This window comes from Vibrio sp. 10N.222.46.A1 (genome assembly GCF_041473595.1).
Lineage (GTDB): Bacteria > Pseudomonadota > Gammaproteobacteria > Enterobacterales > Vibrionaceae > Vibrio > Vibrio tasmaniensis_A.
Genome location: NZ_JBFRSN010000071.1, coordinates 1 through 12,736 on the forward strand (window position 1 = coordinate 1; position 12,736 = coordinate 12,736).

18 protein-coding genes are annotated in these 12,736 nt (G+C 45.4%); 15 read left to right on the top strand and 3 right to left on the bottom strand.

Going from position 1 to position 12,736, the window contains the following annotated elements:
- Nucleotides 1-205 precede the first annotated feature (205 nt).
- Nucleotides 206-424 (top strand): hypothetical protein, encoded by a 219-nt coding sequence (locus AB4496_RS02640; RefSeq protein ID WP_102257934.1) that lies wholly within the window; start codon nucleotides 206-208, stop codon nucleotides 422-424.
- Here the strand turns inward: AB4496_RS02640 and AB4496_RS02645 are convergent.
- The 3 genes from AB4496_RS02645 to AB4496_RS02655 form a co-directional block, all read right to left on the bottom strand.
- On the bottom strand, nucleotides 419-670 hold the full coding sequence (locus AB4496_RS02645; protein ID WP_102257933.1) for an ogr/Delta-like zinc finger family protein: 252 nt from the start codon (nucleotides 668-670) through the stop codon (nucleotides 419-421). The genes AB4496_RS02640 and AB4496_RS02645 overlap by 6 nt on opposite strands.
- A 66-nt stretch (nucleotides 671-736) precedes the next feature.
- Entirely contained in the window at nucleotides 737-1,768 is a 1,032-nt protein-coding gene (locus tag AB4496_RS02650) for a phage portal protein (protein ID WP_102257932.1), read from the bottom strand.
- A complete protein-coding gene (locus AB4496_RS02655; protein ID WP_102257931.1) occupies nucleotides 1,765-3,534 on the bottom strand; it encodes a terminase large subunit domain-containing protein in 1,770 nt (589 codons plus the stop codon). Before AB4496_RS02655 ends, AB4496_RS02650 begins: the two co-directional genes overlap by 4 nt.
- Before the next feature lie 165 nt (nucleotides 3,535-3,699).
- Here AB4496_RS02655 and AB4496_RS02660 point away from each other — a divergent pair, with 165 nt between their 5' ends.
- The 14 genes from AB4496_RS02660 to AB4496_RS02725 all read left to right on the top strand — a co-directional run.
- Complete coding sequence (locus tag AB4496_RS02660) at nucleotides 3,700-4,554, top strand: GPO family capsid scaffolding protein (protein WP_102257930.1); 855 nt, start codon at nucleotides 3,700-3,702, stop codon at nucleotides 4,552-4,554.
- Entirely contained in the window at nucleotides 4,554-5,564 is a 1,011-nt protein-coding gene (locus AB4496_RS02665; protein ID WP_102257929.1) for a phage major capsid protein, P2 family, read from the top strand. The genes AB4496_RS02660 and AB4496_RS02665 overlap by 1 nt, the downstream gene beginning before the upstream one ends.
- A gap of 10 nt (nucleotides 5,565-5,574) precedes the next feature.
- The gene (gene gpM / locus AB4496_RS02670; protein ID WP_102257928.1) at nucleotides 5,575-6,291 is read left to right on the top strand and encodes a phage terminase small subunit; all 717 of its coding nucleotides are present in this window, start codon (nucleotides 5,575-5,577) and stop codon (nucleotides 6,289-6,291) included.
- Between the two features lie 106 nt (nucleotides 6,292-6,397).
- On the top strand, nucleotides 6,398-6,862 hold the full coding sequence (locus AB4496_RS02675) for a head completion/stabilization protein (RefSeq protein ID WP_102257927.1): 465 nt from the start codon (nucleotides 6,398-6,400) through the stop codon (nucleotides 6,860-6,862).
- Entirely contained in the window at nucleotides 6,859-7,350 is a 492-nt protein-coding gene (locus AB4496_RS02680; protein WP_102257926.1) for a phage tail protein, read from the top strand. The genes AB4496_RS02675 and AB4496_RS02680 overlap by 4 nt, the downstream gene beginning before the upstream one ends.
- Complete coding sequence (locus tag AB4496_RS02685) at nucleotides 7,347-8,078, top strand: phage virion morphogenesis protein (protein WP_102257925.1); 732 nt, start codon at nucleotides 7,347-7,349, stop codon at nucleotides 8,076-8,078. The genes AB4496_RS02680 and AB4496_RS02685 overlap by 4 nt, the downstream gene beginning before the upstream one ends.
- A gap of 6 nt (nucleotides 8,079-8,084) precedes the next feature.
- Nucleotides 8,085-9,218 carry a DUF2586 domain-containing protein gene (locus tag AB4496_RS02690; protein ID WP_102257924.1) on the top strand — a complete coding sequence of 378 codons (1,134 nt, stop codon included), beginning with the start codon at nucleotides 8,085-8,087 and terminating at the stop codon, nucleotides 9,216-9,218.
- 3 nt (nucleotides 9,219-9,221) lie between these two features.
- Nucleotides 9,222-9,674: a phage protein gene (locus tag AB4496_RS02695; RefSeq protein WP_102257923.1), complete on the top strand. Its 453-nt coding sequence runs from the start codon at nucleotides 9,222-9,224 to the stop codon at nucleotides 9,672-9,674.
- A 197-nt stretch (nucleotides 9,675-9,871) separates the two neighbouring features.
- Entirely contained in the window at nucleotides 9,872-10,072 is a 201-nt protein-coding gene (locus AB4496_RS02700) for a phage holin family protein (protein WP_240798334.1), read from the top strand.
- On the top strand, nucleotides 10,069-10,650 hold the full coding sequence (locus tag AB4496_RS02705; protein WP_102257922.1) for a lysozyme: 582 nt from the start codon (nucleotides 10,069-10,071) through the stop codon (nucleotides 10,648-10,650). The genes AB4496_RS02700 and AB4496_RS02705 overlap by 4 nt, the downstream gene beginning before the upstream one ends.
- A gap of 242 nt (nucleotides 10,651-10,892) precedes the next feature.
- Nucleotides 10,893-11,207 (top strand): hypothetical protein, encoded by a 315-nt coding sequence (locus AB4496_RS02710; protein WP_237300131.1) that lies wholly within the window; start codon nucleotides 10,893-10,895, stop codon nucleotides 11,205-11,207.
- Nucleotides 11,200-11,481: a putative phage tail assembly chaperone gene (locus AB4496_RS02715; RefSeq protein WP_102257921.1), complete on the top strand. Its 282-nt coding sequence runs from the start codon at nucleotides 11,200-11,202 to the stop codon at nucleotides 11,479-11,481. Before AB4496_RS02710 ends, AB4496_RS02715 begins: the two co-directional genes overlap by 8 nt.
- Nucleotides 11,482-11,531: 50 nt before the next feature.
- Nucleotides 11,532-11,666, top strand: a complete 135-nt coding sequence (locus AB4496_RS02720; RefSeq protein WP_372070525.1) for a DUF6890 family protein — start codon at nucleotides 11,532-11,534, stop codon at nucleotides 11,664-11,666.
- Nucleotides 11,667-11,680: 14 nt separating this feature from the next.
- Nucleotides 11,681-12,736: phage tail tape measure protein (locus tag AB4496_RS02725; RefSeq protein ID WP_372130560.1), on the top strand; the 1,056-nt coding region annotated here is incomplete at its 3' end.

Here is a 12,736-nt window from a genome sequence, read left to right on the forward strand (position 1 = left end):
GTCAATGAATTAAATAGAGTTTAATCATTTTTTGTTAGTTGTTAGGGTGAGCAATAAACTTATGCTCTCAAAGAAGAAATATGACATATGAGTGAAGCTAACTTAAGAATCTAGCTAGAAAGCTGTACAAATATCCAGTAAGTTTCACTATTACCAAGCTGTATAAATACACAGTAAATTCAGTCTTACTGATAAGGGTAATGATATGTCTAAAGAAAAACAGCTATTTCAATCCGGTCTTGAGGTCATTATTGATGGGGTTTCAATGAGTGAAGCTAGTGAAGGGAGCAGACAGGCAGGTGTGTACTTAATGGGTTTGCTGATTGCGGACAATAAGGGTGAACTAGACGCAGATAAAGTAAAGGCTATCCAATCAATCGTTGCAATGGCTGCAGAAGCCAAGTCACCAAAGTTTTCGTTATAGCATTGAAAGTTGCTCTTGGAGTTCTTGTCGTTGTTTTGGCGGTAAGGCCTGCGCTAGGTTGAAGACTAATTGTGATGTAGTTTTAGCGCTAGGGCTTAGAGTATGGCTATAAGATAAATTCATCACGAAGGTATGCCCACACTCAGGATCACTACATGAGCAATACAAATCTGCATGTTTTGTGCTCATTCTATTCGATTTCAGGATCCGGCTTCTTGCACCGCACTCAGGGCAAAACACTCTCATAACGTTGGCCTAACTTAATGGACTGACAGTATGATATTACGCCAGTTGCTGTATTTTTGTACAGTTTTATAAAGCGTCGCCCGTAGTAACATCAAATTTCAGGTGGAGGGTTTTTATGTTTCTAATTTCTGGGTCATTGTTCACTTCATCCATAATCAGTTCACATACGGGTATGATCTCATCTTTGGCGTATTCACTACCAATCTTAATCGGGTCACCTAAGCTGGTCGTTCCTTGTGGGATGATACCTGCCTTACCTACAGGAAAGCGATGACCTACTAAGATGTCTTGAGCTGTAATATTTTTAATGCGTTCGAATTCATCTTTCGTTGCTATGTCTCCCACAGGTATTAGCTGAATACCTTTCTCTGCACCACCAGGAATATTGACAAACATACTGCGGAAATTACCCACACCCTTTGAACTCGCGATCTTATCTTTTAGCATCTTTTCATCATCGTCACTTAAATTTGGGTCATTGGCGTAGAAGATAAAGCCCATGTGAGCACCGTTCTTGTAGTAGCGGCGACGAAAGAGTGTGGCATCTTTGTTTAGTAAGCTGCTTTGCAAACTACCCAAATAATCAGGTAATCCATAAATCTGCTGTTGCAAGTCTTCTTGAGGCAAGAAAATGATGTCATTTGCTTTGTAGACTCGTTGCTTGTTGTCACGCTCAAGTAACACAAAGTCACCATTTTTACGTCTACGTAGGTACATAGTCGGTAGAGGGAACAGGCGCACTGGCCGCTTAAAATGGTCGCGGATTTTTAAGAAGGCGGCATCACCAAAAGTGAAATAGTTATTACAAAACGATTGAAGTTGTCGACGTCTTACCCCTCCGCCCGCGATGAAACGAGCAGCAACATAGTTCGCACGTGCTTTTAATAAAGAGCCATGATAGGCATTAGCTCGTGATGTCTCGGCCAATCCTTGTCGTGAAATGGGCGGTTCCCAATAGTTGTCTGTGTCGTTGTAGAACAGCTCAGAATAAGACGTCATCCAACTGGTCGAGTCGATGGCTTCTGGTGATGAGTCAATGTGATAAACAGACTCGGCTAGTGCTTCTTGCTTAACTAGTTTTGTTTTAGTGTCGGTCATGCTGCAGTGGCCCAAGTTGATTTCGTTGGTGTTTCGTGATCTAACGGTTCGTTGATAATGGCGTGTGAAATTGCCCAAAACGCATCGGCGTGGCCTGTTGTCTCACTTCGAGCGGCTTTAAAGGTCATGGCGTTACCGCTATTGGTCGGAACCCGTTTAATTGCCATGAAGGCCATAGCAATGTCTTTGTGCTCGGCATCAAACTGAAGTCGCTTAGCTTCTATGACGTCGATCATCTTCATTACAAGGCGGTTTTTGTTTTCATTGCTGTAATGTATGGCGTGCGCTTCACGTGGATGCTTTTTCTTTATTAGGTCCCAAACACCACCCCCAATGCCGGTTGTATCTACGCCTATGTAAGTGACCTTATAGCGCTTAAATACCTTTTCGATCTCAGCTACGTGATATTGGAAGTTCAGTCCTTTCCAATAGTGTTTTTCTAACACACGGAATGTTTCACCGGCGACTGCTGGCGGTGCGATGACCACTAAACAAGCATTATCGCGCGTTCGGCTAGGGTCATAACCTAACCAGACTTCACGACCTGCAAAGGGTAATTTGGTTTTCGGCTTGAAATCCTGCCAGTGAGCAGAGTCAACCATGCCTTTCTCAAGATCAGAGAATTTGAAGACAGACAAAGCGCTGTCAACAAAGACACACATAAATAGGTTGTCGAAATCGTCTTTGCTGTATTCGTCTTTCAGATCTTCAATGTCGAATAAGTTACAGCCGCCCGCTGCAGCATCTTCAATGGTAACGACATAACGCCACTGCTTATCAGGGCAAAGTACACCGCCATTTCTATATTCCTCGAACGTAGGAAATTCAATTTTAGTGCGGGAGTCTCGACCTTTTCGCCATTGGTCGCCAGTCCAAAATGGGTATGCCTGGTGCATTTTCGATGATGGAGTCGAAAAGTAGGTCTTACGCCATTTTTTATGGGTAGCCATGGCCGAAGCGAGTTTATTGAGTTCGTTAAACTTAGGTATCCAGAAATACTCATCGATATAAACGTGGCCGTGATAACTCTGGGCGGTTTTACTATTGGTCGACAAAAAACGAAGTTCAGCACCATTAGAGAGAATGATTGGGTTCCCGGTCAGCTCGATGTTTAAGAACTCTTTTGCAATCGCAATGATGTAGCTGCGAAAAACTTCCGCTTGAGCACGTGACGCTGACAAAAAGATTTGGTTGTCACCAGTTAGAATCGCGTCTTCTAACGCTTCACCACTGAAATAATAGGTCGCACCAATCTGGCGGGATTTAAGAATATTTCGAATCCGCTGTTTTATGTTGTTGCGCATTACGTGTTGATAGGCGAACAGGGAATCGTGCCACGTGGCGAAATCTTCTTTGTTCAGTTCGCTGATGTCATTCTTTTTGCCTTTGCGCTTCTTTGGTTTAGAGCGACGGTCAGAACGCTGATCACTAGAGTTGTTTTTGTTGCCAGCGTTTAAAGATTGTTCACTTTGCTGCTTTTCTTGTGCTCTTTGTTTCTTCAAAGATGCGTGATGTTTTATAAGCCTATCCAGCATGTCTAGCTGGTTTTTGCTTGGTTCTTCCAATTCGAGCAGCGTTTGAATACGGTTCGCTATCGCTTCATCAATTGTTTGTTCACGCAACATATCCCGCCAACTGAATTTGTCTGCCCAGTAATAAATGATGCGTTCATTATTCAGGTTCAGTTCGGTAGCGATTTCACTTGGCGTCCAAGCTTTTAAATAGAGTGCTCGGGCGGTTTGTCGTACTTCGGGGGAATAGGCCATAAGCGCATCATACGCCCCGAAATATTGAAAATGATGAATGGAAATTCGGATGAATTCGGATAGAGGCCAAACCCGAATCCCTAGGAATTGAAGTAGCTGATCCCCTCCATTCAAAGGCGTATTGTTTTCTCAAACGGTGTGTGATTGACAAGTTTGAGTACAAAAATGCCAAAGATTAGTGAGTGGAAAATCATAGCGACAGAGGGCCCAACCGTTGACGGGAGAAAAATCACCCGTGATTGGATTGAACAGATGGCCGCGAGTTACTCAATGGATGAATACACCGCACTTATCTGGCCTGAGCATCGCCGCTTCTATGGTTACGGTGAAAACTGGGGACGAGTGGTCGAAGTGAAAGCGGAGCAGTTGAACGGTAAATTACGCCTATTTGCGAAGCTCGAACCTAACGATTATATGCTCGAAGCCAATCGTAGAAAGCAAAAACTGTTCACCTCTATCGAGCCAAACCCCGATTACAAGGGGGAAGGTCGTTGCTATTTAATGGGCTTAGCGGCGACTGACTCACCAGCGTCAACAGGGACATCACGCCTTCAATTTTCTCGCATTAAAGGTGAAACCACCGAAATTCAAGCTAGCCACCTAGAAGAAGTCGATTTTTCAGATTGCTTTACTCATAAAGACCGATTTTTTGCGGCATTCAATGAATTTTTCTCTTCTGGTGATGAAGAGCCAGAAACGCCATCAAAAGTAGAGGACACCGACGTGACCGAAGAGCAACTCAAAGCCGCACTGGAAGAACATTTTTCTGTCTTTAAGGGCGAGTTTAAGAAAGAACTGAAAGAAGCGTTCAATTTGCAAGAAAGTCCAGAGCAGCCAGAAGAGGCCAGCCAAGCCACCGTTGAGCAGTTTTCTGCAACGTTGGAAGAAAAGTTGGCCTCGTTTATTGAGAAAGTGAACGATATCGAAACTAAGTTCGCTGAACTATCACAAGAAGTACCTAATCAAGAGCCGGATCCATCGGGTGCGAGTGAGAAGTTCTCATCTGAGGAGATTATTTAATGCTTAACGCAATATCGACTAAATACCTACAAGAGTTTTGTGCGGCAACATTAGAAGCCGCGAATGCTCCACAAGGGACGCAGTCTTTTAACTTAACGCCTCCAATGGAAACTAAGTTACGCCAAGCGATCATGCAGTCGAATGCGTTTCTAGGCATGGTTTCATTGTTACCTGTTCAGCAAATCAAAGGTCAAGTGATCGATGTTGGTGATGATGGCTTGTCGACGGGTCGCTCCGACACTGGACGTTTTAGCGTTGAAGTGGGACAAAGTGGCAATACTTACGAACTAACCAAAACAGATTCTGGCGCACATATCCTTTGGGAAACCATGACCCAATGGGCTAATTCCGGTTCGAAAGGCCAATGGTTGGTCATGATGAAAAACGCGATTTCTCGTCGTTTTGCGTTAGACATGCTGCGAATTGGTTTTAACGGTACCTCTATTGCGGTCAAAACTAACCCAGTAGCTAATCCTCTTGGCCAAGATGTGAACAAAGGTTGGTTAACAATAGTTAAAGAGAAAAAATCAAGTCAAGTTCTTCCGTCGGCCCTGTTAGATCCTACCGGAGCTGCTGAGGACTCCTACAAGAATTTGGATTCCTTAGCTCAAGACCTAATCAATACCACCATTGCTCCAGAGCATCGCCAAGATCCAGATCTTGTCGTGTTGGTGGGTTCTGACTTGGTGGCGGCTGAGCAGCATCGTTTGCTTGAATCTGCAGATAAACCAACGGAGCACAAGGCGGCACAGAGCCTGGCTAAGACTATCGCGGGTAAAAAGGCCTATACACCACCATTCTTTCCTGCTGATCAGCTATGGGTGACCAATACCAAGAACTTGCAAATTTTAACGCAAGAGGGGACGCAATGGCGTAAACAGAAAAACGATGAAGATGAGCTTCGTTTTAAGCAAAACCATATCCGTATGGAAGGTTACGCTGTGGGTAATTTGAAAAAGTTTGCGGCTATCGAATCAGTCACTGTCGTTGACTCTGATTCAACAGTTTAAGGGGTGAGATATGGTGAGCCCGTTAGCAAGACAGCGCCGACAACTTCTTGAAAAGCATGCTAACCAGTCTGCATCGGAATTGATTTCCGGTGCAGATACCGAAAGCCTGCACATCAAGCTGCTCGGTTTTGAAGACGATCGCAAGTGCCTAAAACAGCTCAATGCCATCGAAGACAGAGTGAAGCATAAACGAGAGGTTTTAGTACCGAAGTACAAACCTTACGTGGAAGCGTATTTGGAAAAAGGTGAAGTCTTCGAAAACCCAATCTTTACCAATATGGTGATTTGGTTATTCGATGTTAACGAGATGGATACCGCTATTGATTGGTGCATGAAAGCCATAGAGATGGACTTGCCGACACCAGAAAACTTTCGTCGTGACTGGCCGACAGTTTGCGCTGATGCCGTTCTTGAGTGGGCAGAGAAAGAATCGGCCCGTGGTCATTCGATTGAACCCTATTTCGGACAGGTGTTTGAAAAGGTCGCTAAAGAATGGCGATTGCATGAAAAAGTTCAATCCAAGTGGTACCGATTTGCAGGCTTGCACTTAATTCTAAATGAACAGGGACAACCGCAGCCCACGGCTATCGGGGACTTAGAAACATTAGAAAAAGCGTTGGTATTACTGCAACACGCTCACGATAAGTACGAGAAAGTGGGGGTGAAAACCAAAATCGGTCAAATCGAGCAACGTATTCGTGCCATTAAAGAAGGTTCGAATCTTTAAAGACTCCTATGCCGCCGAGCCTCGACTGGCGAGGGTGCGATAGCTTTTAGTTCATCGTGACCTATCGACCCAGTGGCTAGAGGCTCACTTATATCAAGGGGATGCAATGTTTAATGGTTCATCAGGAGCAGACTATCAAGATACCAAAATCATCAATGATGGTTTTTGGCCGGATATTAATGCCGGTGATTTTGAGAAACGTCGTGGGGTACCAGCTCATATGGACAAAGAAGCGATTGCATACGCTGTCGCTGCTGCAATTGCACAACTAAACATTGAATTAAACACGACCAAAGAACAATACCAAAAAAGCGGGTTTGCTAAAGCTTCCAGTGTGACAGGGCAACCAAGCATTGGAGAGAAAAACTTATTAGTCATTCTGTATGAAAAGGCGGTTTATGCGAGAGCCAAAGCCGACTTGTTACCTGAGTTCGCCACCCAGCAAACCAAAGAAGCCGGTGATCGAGTCGCTGAAAAAGAGTCTGACACCAAAGAGAGTTTGCTAGCAGAAAGCCAGCAGCATGTTCGAGCGATGAAAGGCAAAGGTCGAGTGGGTGTGGAGCTTATATGAGTTTTGAGCCAAAAGGTCAAAGTGAAATGGGGTATTTACTCCAAACGTTAACAGCTCACTTATTGACAGTCATCCCTAAAAATTGTCATTCGCTGCTTGAGTCGTGGATGGATGGAGCTGAACTGCAACTCACTCCAAAGCACCAAGGGTTGGGCGTCGATTTGGGGATGATGGAATACGAAGCGGTTATCTCGATAGAACGTTTTCCTTTTAGGGAGTTTGAGCCAGCTATTGTCATGGCCTCAGTTATGGCTTGGTTACAAAGTCATGACCCATATCGTGAAACCTATGAATTGGAAGATCCTAGATTCAAAGTTGAGCCCGAAAGTGACAAGACAGCCAACGTAGAGATAGATATTCAGTTTATAGAGCCTGTCACGATAGTCGAAGAGGAAGAAGGGGTGATTCATTGGCATGGTAAACAATACAACTTAGCAGAGTATGAAGTTTGGATTGCTGAACGATTCACTTTGGATCTGAAACGATGATTAAAGTTCAGTGGGATGAAAAAGGTGTGCTCAGAACAGATGAAATTCTAAAAGCTCTGGCTATGCCGGCAACCAAGCGAGAGCGGTTATTACGAAGAGTCGCCAAAGAAGTTCAGAAAATATCGAAACGCAACATTACCAAACAGCAAAGCCCAGATGGGAAAGCGTGGAAAGCTCGGAGAAATAAGCGTAAAGGCAAGAGCAAAAAAATGCTTACAGGGTTTAAGAAGCTGATTTATGTCTCGGGCAACAAAGATGCAGCGAAAGTTTCAGTGGGGAAAGGGAGCTATCGCATCCACGGTGCTTATGTTGCCAATTTTCATCAGCAAGGGCACAGACGTAAAGCAAACAAAGATAACACGCCAACTGGGCGTGAAACGCAGCTCAGTGACACTGAAATGTGTACAAAGGGACAGGCGAAAGCGTTACGAAATATTGGTTATGAAGTGTATGCAAGGCGAATTAACCCGAAAGCGAAAAGAGGTTCCAAGCGAGTCCCAACCATTAAATGGATGACTCAAAACCTAACTCAGTACGAAGTTAAAGGAGCATTTAAGAAACTAAGGGAGCTAGGACTGGTTCGGATAAAAAGCAGTTGGGAGATTGTTGTCCCTCCTCGTAAGTTCCTAGGAGCGACAAGGCAAAGCTTAAGAAAGGCATGGACAAGAGCTTTTCAAGGCATTGACTACGGTTGGAAGGTTCAACCTAAACACCTAAGAAGAGGATAAATACTCATGGCATGGCCTACCGTCATTATTAATATTCTAAACATGATGCGCGGACCAATCCCGGGCGTTGAATTTCATTTTCTGTTTGTTGTGTTTGGCACTGTTTCGGGCATTGAGCGCAACTTGATCATGGTGGACAACACCACGGATTTTGCAGACAGCACGTTTGATAACATCGATCCTGCACACATGATCACATTGAAAGCAGCCCAATTGAATGGGAAGCAGAATTGGACGGCAGGTGTGATGGTTTTAGACCTTGCTGACAGTTGGCAAGCCGCCGTACTTAAAGCCAATGAAACGTCAAGTTTTGAAGCGGTTGTGTTGGATAAAACGGAGACCGGTACATCGATTCTTGAAGAGGTAGTCGCTTTCCGTACTGACCTAAAAGCCAAGTTAGGTCGTGAAGTCTTCATGATTTGCACGTTACCGAGTATCAATAATGATCCGATAACAGGGGAAAGTTGGGCGCAATGGCTTGCGGCAACAGTGGCCATACCAACAAGCATCGCCAGTGAGTACGTCACTGTTGTTCCTCAAGTTCATAAAGATAACTCAACAGTCGGTATCTATGCAGGGCGGCTGGCAAACCAAGAAGTATCTATCGCGGATTCCCCCGCGCGAGTCAAAACAGGCAGTGTTCTAGGGAGCCTAGAACTGGCAAAAGATAAAGACGGCAAGCCTTTGGAGTTAGCAACCCTTAAGGCTTTGGAAGCGTCTCGAATTGCTGTGCCGATGTGGTACCCAGATTATCCGGGGCAGTATTGGACAACGGGCCGCACATTGGATGTGCCGGGGGGCGACTTCCAAGATATTCGCCACATTCGTGTTGCGATGAAAGCGGCGCGTAAAGTTCGTGCTCGTGCCATTGCTCGAATTGCGGACCGTGAATTGAATTCAACACCAGGCAGTGAAGCAAGTGCAAAACTCTATTTTACCCAAGATCTGCGTGAAATGGCGGTTGTGAAGAAAATTGGTGATTACGAGTTCCCTGGCGAAATCAAACCGCCACAAGATGAAGACATCACCATTACTTGGATGAACAGTGAAGAAGTAGAAATTCTGCTGGCGGTGACACCTTATGAATGTCCGGTAAAAATCACAATCGGCATCATGCTTAATCAACGACTAGGAGAGTAATCAATGAATTCTCGTTATACCGGTCGAAGCTTCGACGTAAATATTCTGGGTGTTTTGGTTCATGTGGAATCGGCAACGGCAACCATCAATGATGAATCAGCCGTTGATAAAGAGCGAGGTATTCCAACCGGTTTTACTCACGGTGCGGTGAGTTGTGACGTGGAATATGAGTTGGACTTGAACAATTTCCGAAAGCTGCAGCAGAAAGCGCGTGAAGCGGGAAGCTGGCGTGGCGTTCAACCTCACGATTGCATGTTTTATGCGAATACGGGAGAGGATGAAGACAAAGTGGAGTTGTTCGGTGTGAAGCTTCAACTCTCTGATCTGCTGAGTGTTGATCCTAATAGTAGTGATAAAACCAAGCGCAAACTGAAAGGGTTTGTGACGAGCCCGCACTTTGTCCGCATCAATGGTATTTCGTACCTAAGTTCAGACGATACACGTGGTCTGCTTTAAGTCTAGTGAGAGAGCGAATGCCGGATTTTGTTGATCATGCAAGTAGTAACGAAACCAAATTCACCGAAATGGCGGTGGTCAGTCAACTTAAACGGTCAGTGCAGACGAGCCAACAAGAAAGGGTTCAAAAGTGCGTTGATTGGCGAGAGCAGGGTGTCGGTATTACAAACCTTGCCAAGTAGAGCGGGAGTAACGAAATGAAAGACTGGTACGACAAAATAACCAGTGGAATTGCTTACTTAATGTCATTAATCGGCATGACATTAAGTAATCTGACATTTGAAGAGTGGTACTTCATCTTATCGTTGGTCATTGGTCTGGCAGCTCTCGGGTTGAATTACTGGCATAAACGAGCGATGCAACGTATCGCGAGCGAAAAAAGGTGTGACACCAAGTGAAAATGACGAAACGCATTATTTGCTCTGTCGCGGCAGTGATCGGGCTAGTGACTGGGGGAATGGCATTGCATCGCTCAGAGTTGCCGATTGGCAATGTGACGATCGCAGGTGAACAAATGGGGGCATTAAGAACGAGCGCCATTGGACTGGAGATCATCGGCAATGCGGAAGGGTGCCGCCAAGGCCTTTACACCTGTCCGGCAGGGTTAGCAACGAATGGTATTGGTAATACTCATGATGTGAAAGACCAAGTGGTGTCGTTAGAGCAAATCGCCACAGATTGGGTGAAGAACCTACAACAAGCTGAACAGTGTATCAGTCGGGCAGAAGTCGCTTCTGGCAAACAGATGTCACCAGGTCAGTTCGATGCCTTCACCTCTTTTAGCTTTAATACCGGGTGCACTCGATTTATGCGAAACCGGGATGGCAGTGAAACACAGATTTACCGTTTTATTAAACGGGGTGACTTTATCAAAGCGTGCCATGAGTTACCTAGATGGGTATATGGCGGAGGCGTGAAGTTGAAAGGTTTAATTGACCGCAGGGAAAAAGAACGTGATCGCTGCCTTGCCATTTAAAAGCATTAAATGGGGGAAGTGGCTACTGATTGTCGTTGTGGGGATTGCCATGGGGGCCATGTGGTTGATGTTGAAAGTGAGTCAGTCTGAGTTAGCGGCTTTAAAGACGCGTTTAGAAAGCGCTTTATCAACCAATCAGATCAGCCAAGCAACCATTGAAACCCTAACCCAAGAAAACAGCGAGGCGAATCATTTACTGGTAGAGAGAGCAAGGTTACACAGCACGAGAGAAGGAAAGCTCAATGAAGACATTGAAACGCTGCGACGCCAACTTGTTGATGAAGAGTGTTATCAAAGGTCTTGGCCTAGTGATGTTGTTGACCGGTTGCGCGAACCGTACTGAGTGGGTTGCGACTCAAGTGGTGGTGAAGTTACCGCCTGCGGGGCTGATCGTGTCTTGTCATAAACCGGAAATTCGAGGCACTAGCCCATTAATCACCGCCAGTGAAGATGTACCCAAATTAAAAGCGGCGTTGAGTCAATGTGCTCAGCAAGCTGAAGATTATTTGCAATGGCGTGCTAAGCACGAAAAAACCAAGAGAGATGACAATGACTAAACCTGTTTTTTCCTCAAAACCTGTAGAAGTCACTATCGGTGACACGGACTTCGAATTTACCCCAACGGTGCAAGACGCGAACAACTACACCAATGACATGATGCCAAACAATAAGGTGGCGCCTGCATATACGTATTTAACTCGTACGGTTAAACCGGAACAGAAAGCGGCATTGACCGAGTTGCTGGATAGTGTTCCCGGCCTAACCATTGAGCTGTATGCCACCGTGAGTAATGCCTCTAAAGGTGGCATTGAAATCACACTAAAAAAATAACCGACAGGGCAAAGAGGATTGAAGAGAGCCCACTTGAACAAGCCTTTGCCCTGCGTCGTCACTTTTTACCCAGTGAGCCTGATGACGAACAAAGTTTAAGTCGCGCTATCTGGTTGGATCAACACCAGTTCGAACGTGAAGAAAGAGCAGTAATGAGCGCAATTAGCCGATTGTTTAGTAGGTAGAGGCAACATTACGCATGAGTATGGAAAAGCTTTTAATGCACGTGGCTTTGGTTGACCAAGTAACCAAACCACTGCAAGGCATTACCAAAGAAATGCAATCTTCCATGGAAGTAGGCAAGCAAGGCATGCAAAACATGGCGACAGGTGGTGCGGGTTTGGTCGCGGCTGGCTTTGCTATCCAGAATGCATTGATGCCTGCCATTGAAATGGACAGAAAACTAGGTGAGGTGAAATCACTTGGGGTTGCTGAGGATGCATTAAAGCAATTGCAAGCGACCGCTCTCGACTTTTCTGCCAAGTACGGTAAGTCAGCGACGGAGTTTGTTGGTGCGTCTTATGATATTCAGTCCGCTATTGCGGGGTTAAACGGTGAGGAGCTTTCTCAGTTTACCAAAGCGTCGGGTGTGCTTGCTGCCGCGACTAAAGCTGACACCGCTACTATTACTAATTACATGGGCACCATGTATGGAATATTTAAAAATCAAGCCATAGGAATGGGTAAAAGTGAATGGGTGGACCAGATAGCAGGCATGACCGCCAGTGCGGTGCAAAGGTTCAAAACCACGGGTAGTGAAATGAGTAGCGCTTTCACTAGTGTGGGGGCTAATGCTACATCGGCAGGAATTGCGATGTCGGAACAAATGGCAATATTAGGTACGTTGCAAGCCACAATGAGCGGCAGTGAAGCGGGGACTAAATATAAAGCGTTCCTAGCTGGGGTCGCCAATGCTCAAGACAAACTCAATGTATCTTTTACTGACAGCCAAGGTCAGATGCTGCCTATGCTGGATATTCTCGATAAATTGAAAGGCCAATATGGTGACACCTTGAGTGTGGTAGAAGCGGCCGACTTGAAAAAAGCATTTGGTTCAGAAGAAGCCGTAAGCATGATCAAGCTGCTCATGGCTGATACTGATGGGTTAGCCGTCAGTATTGAACACCTAGGTAAAGTTCAAGGCATGTCAAAAGCCGAAGAAATGGCGAGCACTATGACTGACCAATGGAAGCGATTGGAGTCTGTATGGTTTGCCGTCCGTGCTGCTGTATTTGGTGCTGTGCTTCCGTCTATC

Coding starts and splice junctions, on each gene's coding strand:
- AB4496_RS02640 (WP_102257934.1), top strand. CDS start 206: ATGTCTAAAGAAAAACAGCTATTTCAATCCGGTCTTGAGGTCATTATT.
- AB4496_RS02645 (WP_102257933.1), bottom strand. CDS start 670: ATGAGAGTGTTTTGCCCTGAGTGCGGTGCAAGAAGCCGGATCCTGAAA.
- AB4496_RS02650 (WP_102257932.1), bottom strand. CDS start 1,768: ATGACCGACACTAAAACAAAACTAGTTAAGCAAGAAGCACTAGCCGAG.
- AB4496_RS02655 (WP_102257931.1), bottom strand. CDS start 3,534: ATGGCCTATTCCCCCGAAGTACGACAAACCGCCCGAGCACTCTATTTA.
- AB4496_RS02660 (WP_102257930.1), top strand. CDS start 3,700: ATGCCAAAGATTAGTGAGTGGAAAATCATAGCGACAGAGGGCCCAACC.
- AB4496_RS02665 (WP_102257929.1), top strand. CDS start 4,554: ATGCTTAACGCAATATCGACTAAATACCTACAAGAGTTTTGTGCGGCA.
- gpM (WP_102257928.1), top strand. CDS start 5,575: ATGGTGAGCCCGTTAGCAAGACAGCGCCGACAACTTCTTGAAAAGCAT.
- AB4496_RS02675 (WP_102257927.1), top strand. CDS start 6,398: ATGTTTAATGGTTCATCAGGAGCAGACTATCAAGATACCAAAATCATC.
- AB4496_RS02680 (WP_102257926.1), top strand. CDS start 6,859: ATGAGTTTTGAGCCAAAAGGTCAAAGTGAAATGGGGTATTTACTCCAA.
- AB4496_RS02685 (WP_102257925.1), top strand. CDS start 7,347: ATGATTAAAGTTCAGTGGGATGAAAAAGGTGTGCTCAGAACAGATGAA.
- AB4496_RS02690 (WP_102257924.1), top strand. CDS start 8,085: ATGGCATGGCCTACCGTCATTATTAATATTCTAAACATGATGCGCGGA.
- AB4496_RS02695 (WP_102257923.1), top strand. CDS start 9,222: ATGAATTCTCGTTATACCGGTCGAAGCTTCGACGTAAATATTCTGGGT.
- AB4496_RS02700 (WP_240798334.1), top strand. CDS start 9,872: ATGAAAGACTGGTACGACAAAATAACCAGTGGAATTGCTTACTTAATG.
- AB4496_RS02710 (WP_237300131.1), top strand. CDS start 10,893: ATGAAGACATTGAAACGCTGCGACGCCAACTTGTTGATGAAGAGTGTT.
- AB4496_RS02715 (WP_102257921.1), top strand. CDS start 11,200: ATGACTAAACCTGTTTTTTCCTCAAAACCTGTAGAAGTCACTATCGGT.